General features: G+C 47.2%; 21 protein-coding genes. 8 read left to right on the top strand and 13 right to left on the bottom strand.

Going from position 1 to position 20,736, the window contains the following annotated elements; all coding sequences use genetic code 11:
- Positions 1–63 precede the first annotated feature (63 nt).
- The gene (gene coq7, locus ACO0KY_RS04660; RefSeq protein ID WP_423044641.1) at positions 64–696 is read right to left on the bottom strand and encodes a 2-polyprenyl-3-methyl-6-methoxy-1,4-benzoquinone monooxygenase; all 633 of its coding nucleotides are present in this window, start codon (positions 694–696) and stop codon (positions 64–66) included.
- 352 nt (positions 697–1,048) lie between these two features.
- Here coq7 and ACO0KY_RS04655 point away from each other — a divergent pair, with 352 nt between their 5' ends.
- Both ACO0KY_RS04655 and ACO0KY_RS04650 read left to right on the top strand, forming a co-directional pair.
- Complete coding sequence (locus tag ACO0KY_RS04655) at positions 1,049–2,224, top strand: porin (protein WP_423044640.1); 1,176 nt, start codon at positions 1,049–1,051, stop codon at positions 2,222–2,224.
- Between the two features lie 384 nt (positions 2,225–2,608).
- Positions 2,609–3,640, top strand: coding sequence for a porin (locus ACO0KY_RS04650; RefSeq protein ID WP_423044639.1), 1,032 nt, complete (start codon positions 2,609–2,611; stop codon positions 3,638–3,640).
- A gap of 140 nt (positions 3,641–3,780) precedes the next feature.
- Here ACO0KY_RS04650 and ruvB read toward each other — a convergent pair whose 3' ends face one another.
- From ruvB to tyrS, 9 genes are all read right to left on the bottom strand, one after another.
- Complete coding sequence (gene ruvB, locus ACO0KY_RS04645) at positions 3,781–4,836, bottom strand: Holliday junction branch migration DNA helicase RuvB (protein ID WP_422991069.1); 1,056 nt, start codon at positions 4,834–4,836, stop codon at positions 3,781–3,783.
- Positions 4,837–4,839: 3 nt separating this feature from the next.
- On the bottom strand, positions 4,840–5,421 hold the full coding sequence (gene ruvA / locus ACO0KY_RS04640) for a Holliday junction branch migration protein RuvA (RefSeq protein ID WP_186911284.1): 582 nt from the start codon (positions 5,419–5,421) through the stop codon (positions 4,840–4,842).
- A gap of 86 nt (positions 5,422–5,507) precedes the next feature.
- Complete coding sequence (gene ruvC / locus ACO0KY_RS04635) at positions 5,508–6,050, bottom strand: crossover junction endodeoxyribonuclease RuvC (RefSeq protein WP_422999219.1); 543 nt, start codon at positions 6,048–6,050, stop codon at positions 5,508–5,510.
- Positions 6,051–6,234: 184 nt separating this feature from the next.
- Positions 6,235–7,800 carry a bifunctional phosphoribosylaminoimidazolecarboxamide formyltransferase/IMP cyclohydrolase gene (gene purH, locus ACO0KY_RS04630; RefSeq protein ID WP_422991072.1) on the bottom strand — a complete coding sequence of 522 codons (1,566 nt, stop codon included), beginning with the start codon at positions 7,798–7,800 and terminating at the stop codon, positions 6,235–6,237.
- A 48-nt stretch (positions 7,801–7,848) separates the two neighbouring features.
- Complete coding sequence (locus tag ACO0KY_RS04625) at positions 7,849–8,082, bottom strand: helix-turn-helix domain-containing protein (protein ID WP_186911287.1); 234 nt, start codon at positions 8,080–8,082, stop codon at positions 7,849–7,851.
- A 108-nt stretch (positions 8,083–8,190) separates the two neighbouring features.
- Positions 8,191–9,201: a tRNA dihydrouridine synthase DusB gene (gene dusB / locus ACO0KY_RS04620; RefSeq protein ID WP_423044638.1), complete on the bottom strand. Its 1,011-nt coding sequence runs from the start codon at positions 9,199–9,201 to the stop codon at positions 8,191–8,193.
- 297 nt (positions 9,202–9,498) lie between these two features.
- Entirely contained in the window at positions 9,499–10,149 is a 651-nt protein-coding gene (locus tag ACO0KY_RS04615) for a histidine phosphatase family protein (RefSeq protein ID WP_423044637.1), read from the bottom strand.
- Positions 10,150–10,183: 34 nt separating this feature from the next.
- Positions 10,184–10,648, bottom strand: a complete 465-nt coding sequence (dtd, locus tag ACO0KY_RS04610) for a D-aminoacyl-tRNA deacylase (protein ID WP_423044636.1) — start codon at positions 10,646–10,648, stop codon at positions 10,184–10,186.
- Positions 10,645–11,895, bottom strand: coding sequence for a tyrosine--tRNA ligase (gene tyrS, locus ACO0KY_RS04605; RefSeq protein WP_423044635.1), 1,251 nt, complete (start codon positions 11,893–11,895; stop codon positions 10,645–10,647). The genes dtd and tyrS overlap by 4 nt, the downstream gene beginning before the upstream one ends.
- A gap of 310 nt (positions 11,896–12,205) precedes the next feature.
- On the opposite strand from tyrS, the gene ACO0KY_RS04600 reads away from it, so the two are divergent.
- The 4 genes from ACO0KY_RS04600 to ACO0KY_RS04585 all read left to right on the top strand — a co-directional run bounded on the left by ACO0KY_RS04600 (position 12,206) and on the right by ACO0KY_RS04585 (position 16,472).
- Positions 12,206–13,573: a peptidoglycan DD-metalloendopeptidase family protein gene (locus ACO0KY_RS04600; RefSeq protein ID WP_423044634.1), complete on the top strand. Its 1,368-nt coding sequence runs from the start codon at positions 12,206–12,208 to the stop codon at positions 13,571–13,573.
- Between the two features lie 73 nt (positions 13,574–13,646).
- The gene (locus ACO0KY_RS04595) at positions 13,647–14,783 is read left to right on the top strand and encodes an anhydro-N-acetylmuramic acid kinase (protein WP_423044633.1); all 1,137 of its coding nucleotides are present in this window, start codon (positions 13,647–13,649) and stop codon (positions 14,781–14,783) included.
- A 90-nt stretch (positions 14,784–14,873) separates the two neighbouring features.
- Complete coding sequence (locus ACO0KY_RS04590) at positions 14,874–15,524, top strand: DsbA family protein (protein WP_423044632.1); 651 nt, start codon at positions 14,874–14,876, stop codon at positions 15,522–15,524.
- Positions 15,525–15,548: 24 nt separating this feature from the next.
- Entirely contained in the window at positions 15,549–16,472 is a 924-nt protein-coding gene (locus ACO0KY_RS04585; RefSeq protein WP_423044631.1) for an aldo/keto reductase, read from the top strand.
- A 16-nt stretch (positions 16,473–16,488) separates the two neighbouring features.
- Here ACO0KY_RS04585 and trhA read toward each other — a convergent pair whose 3' ends face one another.
- Both trhA and ACO0KY_RS04575 read right to left on the bottom strand, forming a co-directional pair.
- A complete protein-coding gene (gene trhA / locus ACO0KY_RS04580) occupies positions 16,489–17,103 on the bottom strand; it encodes a PAQR family membrane homeostasis protein TrhA (protein ID WP_186911299.1) in 615 nt (204 codons plus the stop codon).
- Positions 17,104–17,351: 248 nt separating this feature from the next.
- On the bottom strand, positions 17,352–18,239 hold the full coding sequence (locus tag ACO0KY_RS04575; protein ID WP_423044630.1) for a LysR substrate-binding domain-containing protein: 888 nt from the start codon (positions 18,237–18,239) through the stop codon (positions 17,352–17,354).
- A 241-nt stretch (positions 18,240–18,480) separates the two neighbouring features.
- On the opposite strand from ACO0KY_RS04575, the gene ACO0KY_RS04570 reads away from it, so the two are divergent.
- The gene (locus ACO0KY_RS04570; RefSeq protein WP_423044629.1) at positions 18,481–19,032 is read left to right on the top strand and encodes a cob(I)yrinic acid a,c-diamide adenosyltransferase; all 552 of its coding nucleotides are present in this window, start codon (positions 18,481–18,483) and stop codon (positions 19,030–19,032) included.
- Between the two features lie 28 nt (positions 19,033–19,060).
- On the opposite strand, the gene ACO0KY_RS04565 is transcribed toward ACO0KY_RS04570, so the two are convergent.
- A complete protein-coding gene (locus tag ACO0KY_RS04565; RefSeq protein ID WP_423044628.1) occupies positions 19,061–19,573 on the bottom strand; it encodes a DciA family protein in 513 nt (170 codons plus the stop codon).
- Positions 19,574–19,643: 70 nt separating this feature from the next.
- On the opposite strand from ACO0KY_RS04565, the gene ACO0KY_RS04560 reads away from it, so the two are divergent.
- Complete coding sequence (locus tag ACO0KY_RS04560) at positions 19,644–20,606, top strand: M23 family metallopeptidase (protein ID WP_186911303.1); 963 nt, start codon at positions 19,644–19,646, stop codon at positions 20,604–20,606.
- The last annotated feature ends 130 nt before the right edge of the window (positions 20,607–20,736 follow it).

Raw genomic sequence — 20,736 nt, 5'->3', positions numbered from 1 at the left:
CGTGACGTCGTGCCTTCATTGCCAGATGTCATGTTGTTTAGCAGCTAGGGGAATGATACTAACTCAAACGTAATATGCCGTCGTTGTCATTATCTTTGCCATCAACTTCATGCCAGTTCGCACAGGCAAAGGCATCTCGCTGGCGCCAAGCGATTGTGCGGCCGCGCCATGGGCTACTTCATCGACTCGCATTTGCTCAACAATCGCGCGAGATTTAGCGTCATTTTGAGGCAGTGTTTGCAGGTGACTGGCAAGATGGGCTTCTACCTGGCGTTCAGTTTCAACCACGAACCCCAAACTTGCTGCGTCGCCGCATTTGGCAGCAACCACGCCACAAGCATAAGCACCGGCGTACCACAACGGACTGAACAGGCTAGTGCGAGAGTTTAATTCTTTCAGCCGGTGTGCAGTCCACGCCAGGTGATCCTCTTCTTCCACACAAGAATGCTGCAGTTGGCGCGCAACGACAGGCGTATGTGAAAAGCTACTTTGTGCATCATACAAGGCCTGAGCGCAAATTTCGCCAACATGGTTAACACGCATTAAGCCTGCGCTATGTTTTTGTTCTTGTTCGCTGAGGTTGTCAGTCAGGATATGTGCCGCCGGATTGGGGCGTGAGCTTTTGGCCTGAGCAGAAACGGTACGCAAAGCGCGATCAAATGCCAGCAGCAGGCGATCTGGGTGAGGTAATGACATAAAGTGAAGAGATTTGGCAAAGAATAGCGCTATTGTAGATCACTTAGCTTCAACTGCGGTTTGCTCAGTATTTGAGCCAGAGTAAAAGAACACCGAACTTTTACTCAATAATTTTTTACCTTCATTGGAAAATAGAAACTTTGTTGCGACCTCGCCACATTTTATTCGTTTAAACACGGTCGTTCGTAAATTTGCTTTGCTCAAAAGCAGCGAGTTTGTTTCAATCAGTCTTAGCTTCTGATTCTTTATGTTTCGAAGTTTTAGCAAGTCAACGACAAAAAATGGCCGCCTAGAGCCTGTTATTCAGTTGCATCATCAGCCACGTAAACTGACCAATTTGGAGACTTAAATAATGAAAAAATCACTCATTGCTTTTGCAGTTCTCAGCGCGTTTGCAGCCAGCGCGTCCGCACAGTCTAATGTAACCATGTACGGCATTATTGATGCTGCGGCGATGTATAACACTAATCAGACGGCCGGCGGCGGTAAAAAGCTTACCGTCGATGCGGGGCAGTTGTTGACTTCGCGCTGGGGCTTCAAGGGCAGCGAAGATCTGGGTGGTGGAATGAAAGCCATCTTTAACCTCGAAGGTACCTTAACCAATGATACCGGTGCAGCTGGCGCCGGGTTTGGTGGTACAGGGGCGCAATCATTTACACAGGCTGGTAGTGGAACTTCATTGTTCGATCGTCTTGCCTGGGTCGGGCTGTCGGGTGATTTTGGTACAGTAACCGCTGGTCGCAATAATATTTTGGGTGTGGATTCTGTTGGTATGGCTGATCCTATGGGTTTAGCGCATGCAGGTAGTAACCCTAACGTGATGTTCAGTGCGCTCAATTCTGGCGCAACGTACGGTGGTTTTGGTACAAATCAGGGTGGAACAGCGTTACGTCAGAACAATTCTATTAAATATGTATCGCCTTACCAAAATATGTCGGGCTTTGGTGTCGGACTGATGTACGGTTTTGGTGAAAAGGCTGGAGATACCTCTGCAAACCGTTACATGGGGGCTTCAGCATTTTTTACTGATGGCAAAAATGGTGCTGCGATCTCCTATGCCAAGTTGACTGATGCTTCTGGTAATGCATCTTTGTCAGGCGTTGCGCTTGGTTTGCGTTATGTTGTTACGCCCGAATTCAGGTTTAACTTCACGTATTCTCAGAATAAAGTCGATGGTACTATTTTGATTCCTGTCGCAGCCAATCTGGCTTTGAATGCCGATCAACGCAAGATTGCAATCATTGGCGCGGGTGTTGATTATACGTTCTCACCGCAAACAACGATTACTGGTGCTTACTATGATACCAAGCGTTCTGGTGACGTCGGCGGCGCATTGGATGGTAAAGCAGATCAGTATATTCTTTTAGGTAAATATGCTTTCAGTAAGCGTACTACTGCCTATGCATCATTAACCTACGCAAAAGCCGGGTCATCCAATCCACAAGATACTGGGTTGTCACTGGGTATAATTGCTGCGGGAAATTCCTCAGCTGTACGTACAGCCGTTGGCGTTCTGCACTCATTTTGATTGGTATTTAATTCTGTAAAATTTTATTTTTCCAAATATAAAAGCATCATTTTTGAGGCTTTTATATTTTAATTTGGCACTCTATATTTTTGCTATTTTTCGGGAGATATTTTTCGAAACAGGTTTTTGAGTGTAAAGAGTAAAAATAAATGTGTTTTTGATAATTTTCGTTGCGAATGCGAGACAATTTATCGATCTGTAGTACTTTAAAGCTCGATTTCACTTGGCTATAAACCGTCATATTTGGTCAAATACGTTAACTTCTGTTTTGTCGAAATTAGTTGTTTTCAAGTATTAGCGCGTTTCGTGCCTTCTTTTGTATGTGATCTTCGCGTTTCGTGCTTAAGGTAGTTAGATTTAAATTTAAATCCTTTGGAGAAAAAAATGAAAAAAACACTTATCGCTCTGTCAGTATTGGCAGCAATGTCTGGCGCAGCGCAAGCGCAGTCTAACGTTACTATCTACGGTGTTGTTGATATGGCTTTCCAGGCTGAAAGTAACGGCGCAGGTAAAAAATACGCAATCGATAGCGGTGAGCAAAACGGTTCCCGTCTGGGCTTTAAAGGATCTGAAGATCTGGGCGGCGGTCTCAAAGCTATTTTTGATTTGGAAATGGGTATTCTCGTTGATAACGGTGCTTCCCAAAGTGGCTTGGCATTCGGTCGTCAATCATGGGTTGGTTTGACTGGTGACTTCGGTACAGTAAAAGCTGGTCGTCAATACACACCACAATTCTACTTCTTCGACGCAGTTGATCCATTTGATCTTGGATTCACATCTGGTCAGGCTGGTGTATCGACATCTACTGGTGGTGTATTTGCATTCCTGGCACCAAATACAGCATGGCGCGTAAATAACAGCGTTAGCTACCAAACTCCAGGTGGTTTGAATGGCTTTAGCGCAATGGGTCTGTACGCTGCCGGCGAACAAGCTGGTGATAACTCAGCAAAACGTTCTGTTGGCTTGAATGCCCAATATGCTGCTGGTCCATTCTATGTTGGCGCTGTTTACTACAAACAAAATGACGCTGTTGCTGCAGGCAATGGTTTGAAATCCGCATTCGTTGGTGCAACGTATGACTTTGGTGTTGCTAAAGGTGCATTTGGCTATGCTAAAGAAACATCTGATGACAGCAAAATCGACACTAAAGGCTTCACATTTGGTGTGACAGTACCTGTTACTCCTGCTGATTCAATTTTGGCAACAGTTGCTCGCGTTAATAACAACGCTGTTGCAACAGCAAACACAAGCACACAATTGGCAGTGGGTTTCACACACTCCTTGTCTAAGCGTACTAACTTGTACGGCTCTTTGTCACGTACATCTAACGATGCAAACGTCAATGGTGGTGGCTTGGCTGCAGGTAATGGCTTGAAAGACTACCTGGCTAACTTCGGTATCTGCCATACATTCTAATTATTGACAGGCGCAAGCCTGTTAGTAAGATGAATCATATGTTGAACAAAAAAGCACCTTCGGGTGCTTTTTTGTTGTCTGCAGATTTGATTTAATGAGGTAGTCTTGCCGCCTTCCGACTTAAATCCACAAAAGGCTGCTTAATTGTTGTTGGATAAATGACTGGGGGCGCTCACACCAAAATGTTCATACGCAAGCGTTGTCGCGATACGTCCACGTGGGGTTCGCTGTAAATAGCCCTGTTGGATAAGGTACGGTTCCAGTACGTCTTCGATGGTATCGCGCTCTTCGCCAATCGCAGCTGCAACGTTATCAAGTCCCACTGGCCCGCCGCCAAACTTAAACAGAATCGCTTCCAGCAGTTTTCTATCCATCAAATCAAAACCAACCGTATCAACATCGAGCATTTTTAATGCCGCATCAGCGATGTCTTTGGTGATATTGCCATTGCCTTTGACCTCGGCATAATCACGTACACGGCGTAACAAGCGATTGGCGATACGGGGTGTGCCTCGGGCACGGTTGGCAATTTCTCGTGCCCCCTCTTCGTGGATAGGTGCATTTAACAACGATGCTGAGCGTGTAACAATACGCGTCAGCTGTTCCGGTGTGTAAAACTCCAGTCGCGCCACGATACCAAAACGATCACGCAAGGGATTGGTCAGCATGCCCGCACGCGTCGTGGCGCCTACCAACGTGAAGGGCTGTAAGTCGAGTTTGACCGAGCGTGCTGCCGGCCCTTCTCCGATCATGATGTCGATTTGGTAGTCTTCTAATGCCGGATATAAAATTTCCTCCACCACCGGCGACAGGCGGTGTATCTCGTCGATAAACAAGACATCATTGGCTTCCAGATTGGTCAGGAGTGCTGCCAAATCTCCAGCACGCTCCAATACTGGCCCTGAAGTCTGGCGTAAGTTAACCCCCATTTCGCGGGCGATAATATGTGCCAGCGTCGTTTTTCCTAAACCAGGTGGACCAAACAACAGGGTGTGATCGAGCGCTTCTTTGCGTTGTCGTGCTGCTGTGATGAAAATCTCTAACTGGGCGCGGATTTTTTCCTGACCAACATACTCGTCGAGTTGCTTAGGGCGTAGCGCACGTTCTATCGCTTCTTCTTGCGAAGACACCGGCGTCGCAGAAATGATCCGGGTTTCAGCTGGTTCAGAAAACAGATTATCAGTTTGTATGCTCATTGCTTACGCCTTAGACAGTGCTTTGAGTGCCAGTTTGATACCGTCAGAAACGCCGGTACCCGCCGGGACAGATTTCATGGCAATGGCTGCTTCTTTGTCAGAGTAACCTAAAGCGAGCAGAGCATTTAAAATATCACCGCTATGGTCACCTGCGGCAACCGCTGCGCTGCTGGTGAACAGATCCGCCCCCAATTTGCCTTTGAGTTCTAGCAACAAACGTTCAGCCGTCTTCTTGCCTATGCCTGGAATACGTGTCAGGCGTCCAGCTTCTTGCAAAGTAATCGCTTGTGATAAATCAGCGACTGACATACCCGACAAAATCGCCAAGGCAGTACGCGAGCCGACGCCGCTGATTTTGATCAATTGACGAAACGTTGCACGCTCTTCTGCACTGCCAAAACCAAACAGGACATGTGCATCTTCGCGTATCGCCAGATGCGTCAGCAAGGCTACTTTTTCACCCAATGCAGGTAAATTGTAGAAAGTACTCATCGGTACATCGACTTCATAGCCGACACCCTGGCAATCAATGAGCAATTGTGGGGGATTTTTTTCTAGCAATGTGCCTGCAATGCGACCTATCATGAGACGGCTTTCATACTGTATGAATAAACAGTGATAATAAACGATTCTGTCTTGCTTGACGAGGACGTTTGGAAGGCAATGCAGAATCAGCCTATCAGACGTCCACCTTTGACGCGCAACCCCTTTTTCGCCAGTTCTGGGGCAATGGCACTTAAAGTTGCTAATGCTTCGCCACTATGCGCATGACAGATCGCTACGCCTAGCGCATCCGCAGCGTCAGGACTAGGTTTGCCAGAAAGTTTCAACAGCCGTTGCACCATATCCTGCACTTGCTCTTTTTTTGCACGGCCATGACCAACCACGCCTTGTTTGACTTGCAAAGCTGTGTATTCGGCAACCGCCAGATCTGCCGCTACCAGCGCACAAATTGCCGCGCCACGCGCTTGTCCGAGCAGTAAAGTGGATTGTGGATTGACGTTAACAAAGACGATTTCTATCGCGGCGCAGTCTGGTTGGTAGGTGCTGACTACTTCTGAAACGCTGGCAAGGATGGTTTTGAGCCGCTCAGGTAAAGAGCCTTCTGTGGTTTTGATGGTGCCAGAGGCGACGTAAGTCAGCTGATTACCTTGCTTTTGTATGACCCCGAAACCGGTGGTGCGTAAGCCGGGGTCTATGCCTAAAATTCTCATTGGAAGTTATTTTTCCTGGGCGAGCGGGATGTGTGGGGTGTAATTAGATCCATTAATGATATCTGAATCCAATGTCGTTACGGTAAATCTTCATTCAAAGCGCAAAAAAATGGCCTCCAGTTTGCGCCGGAGGCCATGTCTTTCAATTTATTTCAAGCTTATTTGAAGCTTATTTGAAGCCTGATTAATGACGGAAATGACGTGTCCCGGTGTACACCATGACCACACCGCGTTCATCCGCAGCATCAATGACTTCCTGATCTCGCATAGAGCCACCTGGGTGAATCACGCATGTCGCACCAGCATCAACCACAACGTCCAAACCATCACGGAACGGGAAGAAAGCGTCAGAAGCGACCGCTGAACCAGTCAGTGTCAGACCTGCGTTTTGTGCTTTGATCGATGCGATACGGGCAGAGTCAATACGGCTCATCTGGCCAGCACCAACGCCGAGTGTCATTCCATTGCCACAGAATACGATGGCGTTGGATTTAACGTATTTTGCAACGCGCCACGCAAACATCATGTCTGCCATTTGTTGTGGCGTTGGTTGCAGTTTAGAGACCACGCGTAATTCTTCTTGCAATACGTTTTTGGCATCAGGCGCTTGCACTAACAAACCGCCACCAACGCGTTTGACATCGTATTGATTAACGGCGTTACCTAAAGAAATTTCCAGCAAGCGTACGTTTTGTTTTGTGGCGAAAATCGCTTTTGCTTCCGCTGTAAATGACGGCGCGATCAAGACTTCAACAAATTGTTTTGCAACGATTTCTGCTGCTTTGCCATCGAGTTCGCGGTTGAACGCAATAATCCCACCGAACGCAGAAGTCGGGTCTGTTTGCAAAGCTTTGCTGTACGCTTCAAATGGTGTCAGGCCTAAGGCTACGCCACAAGGATTGGCATGTTTAACGATCACGCATGCAGATTCATTGAATGATTTAACGCATTCCCAGGCTGCGTCGGCATCAGCAATATTGTTGTAAGACAGTTCTTTGCCTTGCAATTGCTTGTAGTTCGCCAATGCACCATCAACCGCTTTCAGATCGCGATAAAACGCTGCGGATTGATGTGGGTTTTCGCCGTAACGCATTTCTTGAACTTTATCGAAATGCAGGTTCAAGGTTTGTGGATAGGCGCTACGTGTTGTGTGCGCTTTATCTTCACCGAGGCTGGTCAGGTAGTTGGTGATCGCACCATCGTATTGCGCGGTGTGTGCGAAGACTTTTTTTGCCAAAGTGAATTTGGTATCGTAGCTGACGACATTTTGATTCGTCTTCATCTCTGCCAATACTATTGCGTAATCACTAGGATCAACGATAACTGTGACGTCTTTGTGATTTTTCGCGGAAGAGCGCAACATGGTCGGGCCGCCGATGTCGATATTTTCAATCGCATCTTCCAGTGAGCATTCTGCTTTGGCAACGGTTTGCTGGAACGGATACAGATTTACGACCACCATATCGATGGTAGGAATCCCGTGTTGTTCGAGCGCTGCCACATGTTCAGGAAAATCACGACGTGCCAGAATGCCGCCATGCACTTTGGGATGCAAAGTCTTGACGCGACCATCCAACATTTCAGGAAATCCGGTGTAGTCGGCCACTTCCGTTACTGGCAGGCCATTGTCAGCCAACAGTTTAGCGGTACCACCAGTGGACAGCAGCTTGACACCGAGTGCCGACAATTCACGTGCAAAATCGAGCACACCAGTCTTGTCTGAGACGGATATGAGGGCTTGTTTGATCATGATGAGAATGAAAGAGTAAGGAAATCGGTGTCAGAGCCAGCCATGTAATTACAACAAACCGTGATGCTGCAATTTTTTGCGCAAGGTATTACGATTAATGCCTAACATGTCTGCTGCTTGTGATTGATTGCTTTCAGCGCGTGTCATCACCATTTCAAGCATAGGTTTTTCAACGGCTAATACAACCATATCGTAAATATTGGAGGCGGGTTGTTCACCCAGGTCACGGAAATATTTTTCCAGATTTTTGTGGACGGCGTCTTGAATGCTATCTTTGCTCATATTTTTTTTGTCACTGTTCGGTTATGCCGGGCGGCGGAATAGTCCGTGTTTACGAACCATCAGGCAATATTGTTGTTACGGTAGTGCTACGCTGTTACAACATTTGCCTTAGGCGGCCATTTTTTCTTCAAAGGGGCGGTATTGTAACCGTTCCCCAGCCATGCGATCAAAAAAATGACTGACGGCGGCTAATTGTTCATCACACGAGGTCAGTAAATTCATTTGTTGCCGGAATTCCTCACCACCCACCAGATCTTGTACATACCAGCCGATATGCTTACGCGCCGTTCGTACACCCAAATAATCACCGTAAAACGCGTAATGCTCTTTTAAGTGGCTATCCATCAGGTGCCTGACCTCGCTGATTAGTGGTGGAGGTAAGTGTTCCCCTGTCCTCAGGTAATGCTCGATTTCCCGGAAAATCCACGGTCGGCCTTGGGCGGCGCGACCGATCATGATGGCATCCGCACCGGTGATTTCCAAAACGTATTTGGCTTTTTCCGGTGTTGTGATGTCGCCGTTGGCGACCACAGGGATATTCACTGCAGCTTTGACCGCAGCAATTGTGTCGTATTCAGCATCACCTTTGTAGCCATCTGCGCGTGTGCGCCCGTGTAAGGTCAGCATTTGTATGCCGGCAGACTGTGCCATGCGTGCAATATTCAGGGCATTTTTGTTTGCTCTGTCCCATCCCGTCCGGAACTTCAGTGTCACAGGCACATCAACTGCCTTGACCACCGCATCCAGAATTTGTCCGACCAGAGTTTCGTGCTGTAACAGCGCAGAACCACACCAGGCGTTACAGACTTTTTTGACCGGGCAACCCATGTTGATATCGATGATTTGCGCACCCTTATCGACATTGAATTTGGCACAATCTGCGAGCATGATGGGATCAGCACCGGCAATCTGCACTGCCTTCGGTTCCATTTCACCTTCGTGATTGGTGCGGCGGGTGGATTTTTCGGTTTCCCATAATTTGGGATTCGAGGCTGCCATTTCAGAAACGGCATAACCCGCACCCAACTCTTTGCATAATTGCCGGAACGGCCTATCAGTTACTCCAGCCATAGGAGCAACGAAAATATTATTACGCAAGACGTAGGGACCGATTTGCACGATGAGGCTTTGGGGGAAATTTGAAGAAGCGCTATTCTACCTGAAACCTGCCTAAATAATTGGCAAAATTCTGTGTGATTTATAGGAATATTTATTTCTATGAATAGGCGTTTTCGATAGATTTAGACTTGAAATTCTAAAAGTCGGTGAAAACGGATTCAACTTCGCATTTCTTACACTGATTTTTAAAATAATCTGCGATGGCGTAGAAAGATATTTGGTATGTCTGGTATAAATTTGACATACCAATTTTTATTGGCACGTAAGACAATAACTTTTATGTCTTATTTTTACGCATCATTTTTGGGCATTAATTTCATCCACCGCATCAGCATCCAGATGCGCGATGTCGCCCCAAGAGACTAATTGCAGGCGACCTTGATCGTAGCTAAAACGATTGATGCTGGCGTTGTAGATGGTCACTTCTCGTGGTGCATCCAAAGGAAGATCCTTGGCGGCGCGGTATGCGCATTCCAACACGCCACCGTGCGCCACGATGGCAATTTTTTTGCCTTCGAATTGTTTTGCGTAGTAGGTGATGTGCGTCATGATGCGCTGATGAAACTGACGGATCGTTTCACCTTGGTTTTCACCAGGTGGAAATTCTGCGTCTGGATCATGTGCTCGCCAGGTTGCGTGTTCGATAGGAAATAAGTGCGGCAAGTCACTGTAAAGTTGACCTTCAAACCCACCAAAACAACGCTCACGCAAACCCGCATCGAGGCGTGTACTCACGCCTTGCAAGCGGGCAATTTCGCCGGCAGTCTGCACCGCTCTTTGTAAGTCGCTGGAAATCACGGCGTCTAATTTTTCATTTTGCAATGCATAGGCTAAGGCTTTGGCCTGTCGCGTGCCTTCGGCATTGAGTGGAATATCGAGGTGACCTTGCAAGCGTTTGACGGCGTTCCAGGCGGTTTCGCCGTGGCGTATTAAAAGTATTTCGGTCATTGTGTTCTTGTTGTTGTTAAATACGTTGAAGCCATTACGTTGTAGGAGGCGGGGTAGGGCGTTTAGTTTCTAACCAAAACGTGACCGGACCATCATTAGTCAATGAGACTTTCATATCAGCCCCAAAGCGACCGCTCTCCACCAGTGGATGCTGGCGCTGGGCTTGTCGGAGAAAATAGCCGAATAATTCTCTGGCGACATCGGGTGGTGCTGCAGGAGTGAATGATGGGCGGGTGCCGGAATTGGTATCTGCAGCGAGGGTAAATTGGGGTACCAGCAATAAACCGCCACCACTATCTTTTATGCTCAGATTCATCTTGCCAGCGGCGTCAGAAAACACGCGATAGCCAAGTAATTTGGTCAGTAAAGCATCGGCTTCTTTTTCTGTATCACCACGCTCGGCACACACTAGCACCATCAAGCCAGCGTCAATCGCACCAATGGTTTCTCCATCGACAACGACACTGGCTTGCGAAACGCGTTGCAGTAAAGCGATCATGCTGCCAAAGTCACGCGGGCAAATTTACGTTTGCCCACTTGCAGTACAAATGTACCGGCTTCGAGCTTTAAGCCTTTATCGCTGATGACGTTGCCATCAACGCGCACACCACCTTGCTCTACCATACGCAATGCTTCTGATGTCGATGCACACAAATTAGCTTGCTTGAGTAATTGTGCAACGCCTACTGGCGCACCGCTGAGGCTGACTTCTGGAATATCGTCAGGGATGCCACCTTTGGAACGATTTACAAAATCTGCCAATGCGTCTTCACCTGCTTGTTTGCTATGGAAGCGTGCCACAATTTCTTGTGCCAGTGCGACTTTGATGTCGCGTGGGTTCTGACCTTCAGCAACAGCTTTTTTGTAGCCTGCAATTTGCTCGATGGATGTGAAGGACAATAAATCGTAGTATTTCCACATCATGTCATCCGAGATGCTCATGACCTTGGCAAACATGGTGTTAGCGGGTTCTGTGATAGCGATGTAGTTGTTTTTGGATTTGGACATTTTTTCAACACCGTCCAGACCTTCCAGCAAAGGCATGGTCAGAATACATTGTTGTTCTTGTCCGTAATCTTTTTGCAATTCACGACCGACCAGCAAATTGAATTTCTGATCTGTACCGCCGAGTTCCAGATCTGCTTGCAAAGCGACGGAATCGTAACCTTGCATTAATGGGTACAAAAATTCATGCACTGAAATAGGGGTGCCAGCTTTAAAGCGCTTCGTGAAATCGTCGCGCTCCATCATACGAGCTACGGTGTATTTGGAAGATAGCTGAATCATGCCGCGTGCGCCGAGCGGATCGCACCATTCTGAGTTGTAGCGGATTTCTGTTTTTGCCGCATCCAATACCAGACTCGCCTGTTTGAAGTAGGTTTGCGCGTTCGCTTCAATTTGCTCACGTGTCAAGGGCGGGCGGGTCGCATTGCGGCCAGACGGATCACCGATCATGGAAGTAAAGTCACCAATCAAAAAGATCACGTTATGGCCCAGATCTTGCAATTGACGCATTTTGTTGAGAACAACGGTGTGGCCTAAGTGCAAATCCGGTGCAGTTGGATCCAGGCCGAGTTTAATACGCAAAGGCTTGCCAGTTTGCTCACTACGCGCCAATTTTTGGGCAAATTCGGATTCAATTAGTAATTCGTCAACTCCGCGCTTAGTCACTGCAAGAGCGTGTTGTACAGCGTCGGAAAGTGGCAATAATGTAGGGGAGGAATTGGAGTGTTGTGCAGAAGTCATATTTTATTTACATCAAATTTTTTGTAACAGCGCTGGTCAGGATTTCTATTCTGAATCCATAATCAGCGTTTGCCAAATTCTGGGTGTTTGTTTCTTGATGGGACCCGGCAAACTTGCTTTATAATCCCGTCTTTGTTCGTCACTGATATGTAAGTTTACTTGCAAATCATTGCACCAAAATGGTGTTAATGACTATGTGTTGATGCCGATGTCTAAGACGTCGCGCCACATTGAATCATGACAGCAATGACGAATTTTCGACTCATTTTCGACTCATTGTCGATTAACACTGTTAATTTTAACTTATTGCATGCGTCCATTAGATAAATTCCTTCATATCGCTTCTGGCAGAAGGCAGTTGTTCGGTTCCAGTCGCGTTTCCCGTGCGGTGTCGATTTCGGCTTTGTTCTTTGCAGTATGCGCGATTGGTGCCGCAGCGGTTGCCCCATTGGCTCCAGATGCCGCCGATTTACCGGTCAAAAAACTGACACAAGAATTGCCTTTGCCTACGCTTGATGAACAAATCGCCGCCATTGAAGCAAATGAACAACACTTTGTGCGTGAAGAAACCGTACGCCGTGGCGATACGCTCAGTGCTTTATTGTTACGTCTAGGTGTTGAAGACGATGAAGCCGACAAGTTCATTAAAACTGATAGCGTTGCCCGTAGCTTGTTGCAATTGCGCACAGACAAAGCGGTTCGCGCTAAAACCAACGAAGAAGGTGAGCTGGAGTGGTTGCAGACCACCGTTGTGGATGGATCTGATAAACCCGCCAGAAATATAGAAATTACCCGTGATGCTAACGGACATTTTAAAGCGGTGGATACGCCTGCCAATTTAGAGCGTCGGGTTGAAATGGCATCTGGGAATATCATATCGTCGCTGTTTGCTGCGACTGATGATGCAAATATTCCGGATAACGTCGCGTCACAAATTATTAGCATGTTTGAAACGAATATTGATTTCCGTAAATTACAACGCGGTGATCAGTTCAACGTCGTCTACGAGAGTTTTTGGCAAAATGGCCAAAAAGTAAAAACGGGTCGTGTGTTGGCAGGTGAATTTACCAATGCTGGAAAACCATATCAAGCCGTCTGGTTTGATGAAGCAGGTGGTCAGGGCGGTTATTACACATTTGACGGTAAATCACTCAAAAAAGCATTCTTGAAATCGCCGCTGGCATTCACGCGTATTTCTTCTGGTTTCTCCATGCGTGTTCACCCGATTTCCGGCCAATGGAAGCAACATAAAGGTGTTGATTTTGCAGCTGGTATTGGTACACCAATCCGTGCTACTGCAGACGGCGTGGTTGATTCTGCAGCGATGAGCGGCGGTTATGGCAATCTGGTGGTGATTAAACATTGGGGTGGGTATAGCACTGCTTATGCGCACATGCAACGTTTTGCTCCGGGAATTCGTAAAGGAAGCCACGTTTCTCAAGGTGAAGTCATTGGTTTTGTCGGTACAACGGGTTGGTCCACTGGCCCGCACGTGCATTACGAATTCCGTGTCAATAATGATGCCCGTGACCCACTGTCTATCGTAGTACCAAATGTACAGGCATTGTCGAATGTTGATTTGCCACGTTTTAAAGCGGTAGCTAACGATATGCATCACCGTTTTGATTTACTGCGTCCGGAACGCGTGGCGCAAAATAGCAAAACGACCGCCAGCTAAAGGCAATCTATTCTTCAGGCCGAACCTCATGTTCGGCCTTTTTTTTATTGAGCTTTGAGATAACAAAAACGATATGTTGACAACAAAGAATCCGGATAAAAATGCTGTGTATATTGGACTGATGTCAGGAACTAGTCTCGACGGCGCCGATGGTGTATTGGTTCGTTTGCCTGCAACGGAACATGAACACATGGAATTGCTAGGTTCTGCATACATCCCGTTTAACGAGGAGTTACGGCAACAAGCTTTGCAATTACAGCAGTCAGGTGAGAATGAAATACATCGCGAAGCTTTGTTGGCAAACGCGCTTGCTCATTGCTATTCCGAGTGTGTGAAGGCTTTATTGGTACATCATCCGGAAGTCTCCGTGTATGCGATTGGCGTTCACGGCCAAACCATACGTCACCGACCTGAGCTCGGTTACACACGGCAAACCAATAACCCAGCCTTACTCGCTGAGTTGACGGGAATCGATGTCATTGCCGACTTTCGTAGTCGTGATGTAGCAGCGGGTGGGCAAGGCGCACCCTTGGTACCTGCTTTTCATCGTGCCGTTTTTGCTGCAAAAGAGCAGTGTCGCGTTGTCGCCAATATCGGCGGCATCAGCAATATCAGCATCCTTGCAGCGGATGGCACTACCACTGGGTTTGACACAGGACCAGGTAACGTATTGATGGACTATTGGATCAAACAGCACCAAGGTTTGAGTTATGACGCCAACGGTACATGGTCTGCACAAGGGCAGGTCAACCAAAGCTTGCTGGCGAGTTTGATGTCAGAACCGTATTTGCACCTGGCACCTCCAAAAAGCACCGGGCGTGATTTATTTCATGCTGATTGGTTACAGCAGCATTTGCAGGCATTTTCGATGCTAGCCGCAGTGGATGTGCAGGCAACGCTATGCGCTTATACCGCGCAAAGCCTGGGGCAAGCAATACTCGCTAACGCGACCCAAACACAGACGGTATATGTGTGCGGCGGCGGTGCCTATAACACGACATTGATGAACATGCTGCAAGCTTCCTTAAAAAGTGCGGGTTCAAACGCTCAAGTACAAAGTACGGCACAATTAGGTGTCGCACCAGAACACGTAGAGGCATTAGCATTCGCGTGGCTGGCTCAACAATTTTGCTTACGTCAGGCAGGTAATTTGCCTGAGGTTACGGGTGCAAAAGGTTTGAGAGTACTCGGTGCTCTGTACCCGGCGTAGCGTAGGGCGGATGCAACCCGACGCAAGTTACGCTGAAAGTATCCGCGCGGGTTTGCACCCATCCTACAAAAAATTAAATTAAAGGAACCTATGCCCCATTTTATTTATATCGCCGACCCGATGTGTTCTTGGTGTTATGGCTTTGGGCCTGAATTACAGGCGCTGCTCGATGAAACACCGAACGCCAGTCTGGAAATTATTGTCGGTGGCTTACGTGCCTACAATCAGGAAATAATGGGCGAATCACAGCGAACGACGATACGTGAACATTGGCATCATGTCGCAGAAGCCAGTGGCTTGCCGTTTTCTGATGTAGGAATGACGCAAGCTGGTTTTAAATACGATACTGAACCCGCGTGTCGCGCCATTGTCGCGGCAAAAATCATCGCTGATCATTTAAGCGGACAACAATTGCTGGAAATTTTTCATGCAATCCAACATGCGTTTTATGCACAAGGTCTGGACGTGACTCAACCAGCAGTCTTAGCTGAAGTCGTGGTGACAACACTCAATAAAATTGATGGTCACGACAGTTTTGATACCGACAGTTTTCTGGAAACATTTCTGTCACCGCAATGTATGTCCGATGTCCGCGATGAATTTGAACAATGTCAGCGTTGGGGAATACGCGGCTTTCCTGCTTTGTTGATTGTGCACAATGAAGCTTTGCACATGATCGCTGCTGGCTATACAAAAACTGCCGAGTTGCGCGCTGCGATGACACAAGTAGTAAGTTCTTAAAAATCAAACCTGTATAGAAATACGATGAATCAAACCTCTACCGTGCCACGCATAAAAATCGCCCCGGAAGGGCCAGAATTTTCTCGTATTGTGCTTGGTTTGTGGCGGCTTGCGGATTGGAATATGACGCCGCAATCTCGCGTTGAGTTTTTGGAGCAAGCATTGGCGTTGGGTATCACTACGATAGATCAGGCTGATATTTATGGCGATTATCAGAGTGAATCTTTGCTCGGCGAAGCGCTCACTCTGGCACCATCTTTACGTGATAAATTCCAATTTGTCAGCAAGTGCGGAATCAAGCTCGTATCAAAAGCCCGGCCCGCACACGGCATGCAGCATTACGACACTAGTAGTGCACATATCATCACTTCAGCAGAAAATTCTTTGCGCGCCATGCAGATTGAACAGCTCGATTTGTTGCTCATCCACCGTCCTGATCCTTTGATGGATGCGGATGAAATGGCAGAAGCGTTTCAGCAATTGCAGGCTAGCGGCAAGGTTAAACATGTTGGTGTATCCAATTTTACGCCCGCACAATTTGAATTACTCAATTCACGTTTTCCATTAGTGACGAATCAGGTAGAACTGTCATTATTGCATTTACAGTCTTTGCATGATGGTACGCTGGATCTGTGTCAGAAGTTGCACATTGCGCCGATGATATGGTCAGCATTAGGTGGTGGCGATTTGCTGCGGAATACGCCAAGCAGCAACCCGCAAATTCAACGTGTCCGACCAGTTTTAAATACCTTGGCGTCAGAATTGAAACTACCTGCAAGTACGGTTGCACTTGCATGGATATTGCAACATCCATCGCACCCTTTAGTGCTGACTGGCTCTGGACGGATTGCGGCTTTGAAAGAGGCATCGCTCGCTTGTCAGCACACACTGACACGCGAGCAATGGTTTAGTCTGTGGTGCGCTGCCGCTGGTAAGAACGTCGATTAAAAAGCATTATGTAAATTTACGCGACGTAAAACAGCACGGCAAAATACTGACACATACTACCTGCGAGAACAAACAGGTGCCAGATACCATGCCCGTGTTTGAGTTTTTCATCCGTCGCGTAAAAAATGATGCCTACGGTATAAAATAAGCCGCCCAGTGCCAGCCAGATAAAGCCGTTTTGCAGTATCGTCATCAGTGGCACGATAGCGGCGATTGCCAACCAACCCATGACGACATAGATCGCCAGCGATAGCCAGCGTGCACCTTTGGCAAACAAGATTTCCTGCACAATACCGATGATAGCCAGGCTCCATTCGAGGCCAAATAAGACCCACCCAGAATGTTCTCGAAGGGTCACTAAAGTGAATGGGGTGTAGCTACCGGCGATCAATAGATAAATCGCGCAGTGGTCCAATTTTTGAAATACGTTTTTGGCCTTGCCTTTGAGGCTGTGGTAGAGCGCCGAAATAGTGTAAAGTAAAAACAGCATCGCCCCATAAATACTGAAGCTAACGATTTTCCAGGGGTCGCCAAGACGTGCACTGATGGTGATCAGAACCGCAGCACCGCCAATCGCCAGCGCGGCGCCCGCAATGTGGCTGATACTATTAAATTTTTCGCCGTAATACATAAAAACTTCGTTTCTTTGAATAAAGTGGTAGCCCGTATTGTGCACTATGTAGAAAATCGACGTGTAATGGGGACTGATTCTGTGTTGCTCGTTTTTTAGAGGCGGCTTTGTTGGATAAGTTCAGCGGGAATTGTTGCCGGCCGTTGATATGACTCCAATAATCCTACAAGGTCCAGTTAAAGACTTCTGTACTGTGTTTTCAGATGTTCTGAATTACGACCTCAGTTTGTTCAGAATGCTGGCGCCACTCACATTTTCTGAAACGTGGATTGCATCCAGTTAATAAAAATTTCGACTTCCGGGCGCAAGGTCGGTTGCGCTTCATGCACCAGATGATACGCGTGTGGTGGGGTTGCAAGTTGAGTATCGAAGAGTCGCACAACCTCGCCACTTCTGATCATGTCCTCGGCAAAATGTTGGCGCGTCAGACCGACACCGTGACCGTGTTTGACGGCTTCCAACAAGAGTCCAAGGTCGTCGATCCGCAATCCATTACTGGGTTCAGGAAAGTCCAGTCCTGCAACTTCAAACCATGGCTGCCATGGCTCTAAAGCAGAACGTAATAGTTTTGCATGGCGCAAATCTGCTGGCGTTTTAATGGGGGGGATAGTTTTGAGATAGCCTGGACTGGCGACTGCAAAACTCGGTTCTACAAATAATTTTTTGGTGACCAGATTAGGATATTCTCCGGCACCAAAACGCACTTCAACATCGCTCTCGGATAAGCTCAGGTCATACAGAGGCACAAACAGATACACTTCGATTTCTATATCTGGATGTTGCTCAGAAAAATCCGCCAGCCGTGGCATAAACATGTAGCGAGCGAACGTCGGTGGTACCGTGACTTTAACTTTCATCTGGTTCTGCGTGACTTTGTTTGGCAAAGGAAAATCAGATAAGGTTCTTAATGCCGCTCTGACCACGTCCAAATAACGGCGACCAAATTCAGTCAACGTGACGCTGCGTCCTTCGCGCACAAATACGCGTTCACACAAATGTTCTTCCAACAAGCGAATACGATGTGACAGAGCTGAGGGTGTAATGCAGAGCTCCTCCGCAGCGACTGCAAAAGAACCAAAACGTGCGGCTGCTTCAAAGGCGGAAAGTGCATGTACCGGGGGGAGTCTTGTTGCCATTCTATGTCCTGATTTTATACATCACGCCAGACAAAATCTTTGTCTGAATTGCCTGGCAATATTCAATTATCTGGTTCGGTTCAGCGTTATACGGCGCTCAAAGTCGATTGTTGACGACATGGGCTTGCGAATATAACTTCGAAAGTTTCAGCAGCTAGCGTCGCGTCTATCCTCTCTATTATGATGCGTTCTTGCCGTTTTTGGCTTATGCTCTGCGACTTCTTTCCAAATTATATTTGCTATGGGTAATCGACTCTCTAAAATTGCAACACGTACTGGTGACGCAGGAACTACCGGCCTTGGTGATGGAAGCCGCGTGGATAAAGACGCATTACGGGTACACGCCATGGGCGACGTAGATGAGCTCAATTCGCATATCGGTGTGTTGTTGTGCGAAGAGTTGCCAGCAGCCATGAAGCATGAATTGGCGTCAATACAACATGATTTGTTTGATATGGGTGGCGAGTTGTGTATTCCTGGCTACACCATGATTACAGAAGCTCAGGTATCGAGGCTGGATGCATTGCTGGAAAAATACAACGCTGATTTACCTCCATTAAAAGACTTTATTTTGCCTGGTGGCTCCAAAGCCGCCGCGATAGCGCATGTCTGCCGTACCGTATGTCGCCGCGCGGAACGGGCAATCGTCAGTGTTGGTAAGAGCGAAACAATCAATGACCATCCGCGCCAATATATGAATCGTTTATCCGATCTGTTATTTGTTTTATCGCGCGTCTTGAATCGCGTTGATGGTGGCAGTGACGTATTGTGGGAAAAAGATCGTACTCGTTGATACTTCAGTCGTTATGCAGATTGAGTGCTTACTTCTCGCTACCAGATTGGCGGTGGCGGGACAGTAAGCGGGTCAACGCTGCACGTAAGTCGGCGTTTTGCGCGGTCTTTTCTATATTTTTTTCTAGATTGCTCAAGGCTTGAATTGCAGTTTCTGGAATGGCTAATTGTTTTACCGGCAATGGTTTTTCGATAACCCGCTTAACTTGTACTTTGATACGGATTGCGTTAATCTGCCAGCCACGTTGTTGTAACTTTAATTGTAATTTCGGGCATTGCTGCTTGAGTTTTGTCGCAATAGCCGCGTTGGAGGCAGCAAGTACCAGTTGACCATCGGCCAGTTGCATGACTTCACAGAGTTCAAAGAGAGACGACAAAACTGCTTCGCAGTCTCTTTGCAGAGCCAGATTTCGTTGTATTGCAGGTAGTAATGCGGCAATTTTATCGTTTGCACGCAGAAAATCACTCGCTCCGCTGGTAACGGAAACCGGGCGACCACGTTTGATATGAATACGATGCGGAGGTAATGATGATGCAGACATGGGCGTTACATTACCACAAACCGTGTATTTCCATCCTTGTTTGCTACGTATTTACAGAGGGAAAGTATTGATGCAGATAATATTAATGCATTCTCGTTTCACCCAGGCAAAGTCTGTAACTTTGTCTTCACGTCACGTTTTTCTGGCCATTTTTGCGTTTATCCTCCTCATGGCTGTTAGCGGCGCTTTGATGGCGACACTGACTTTGCGTCTGGCTAGTGCTGATCTTCCTATTTTACGAAGTATTTTACCGGCTTCAGTGTCGTCACCTTTATCGGGTGACACGAATGGGAAAGACCGTTATTTGAAAGAAAATTTAACTGCCATGGCGGTTAAATTAGGCGAAATGCAAGCGCAATTAATGCGTTTGGATGCCCTTGGTGAACGGGTGCAAGGCCTTGCTGGTGTAAAGCCTGAAGAATTTAATTTTAAAGAATTACCTCCGCGCGGTGGACCAGAAATTTCCAATGCACCCTCCCGTGAATTGAATATGGCAGAGCTGCAAGCCGCGTTAGATGCTTTTCAAAAAGACGTAGAGCATCGCTCAGATTATTTAAATGTGGTTGAAACGAATTTGATGAGTTTTAAGATTCAGTCTAAATTGTTGCCAACAATTCAACCTGTGAATGTTACTTATAATGCTTCTGGCTTTGGATGGCGCCTCGATCCTTTTACTGGTCGTAACGCTTTTCATGAAGGAATTGATTTTCCGGCACCGACTGGCACGCCTATTGTGGCGGCCGCCGGCGGTGTGGTGATTGCCTCGGAATTTCATCCGCAATTTGGCAATATGTTAGAGATTGATCATGGCGGAGAATTAATTACGCGTTATGCACACACCTCCAAAATTTACGTCAAGCTCGGTGATATCGTGAAGCGTGGACAACATGTGGCTGATATTGGCTCGACTGGACGTTCGACCGGTTCGCATTTGCATTTTGAGGTTCGTATCAAAGATGTCCCGCAAGATCCGAATAAATTTCTCACTGCCGGTGCAAATCAGGCAAAACTTGCTGCGCTCAAACAAAAATAGCCTTGTTTTTGCGTATTTAGCCACCAAATCATCAATGCTGTAGGGATTTGATCAGGGATTTACTGGTGAAGCCCTTGCAGCATGGTAAAATCGTGAGTTATCCTATATTGTTGCTGTGCAAGCAATTTTT

Origin of the sequence: Undibacterium sp. Dicai25W (genome assembly GCF_049340505.1) — a bacterium.
Taxonomy (GTDB): Bacteria; Pseudomonadota; Gammaproteobacteria; order Burkholderiales; family Burkholderiaceae_D; genus Undibacterium; species Undibacterium jejuense.
This window is presented reverse-complemented; position numbering and strand designations above follow the sequence as displayed.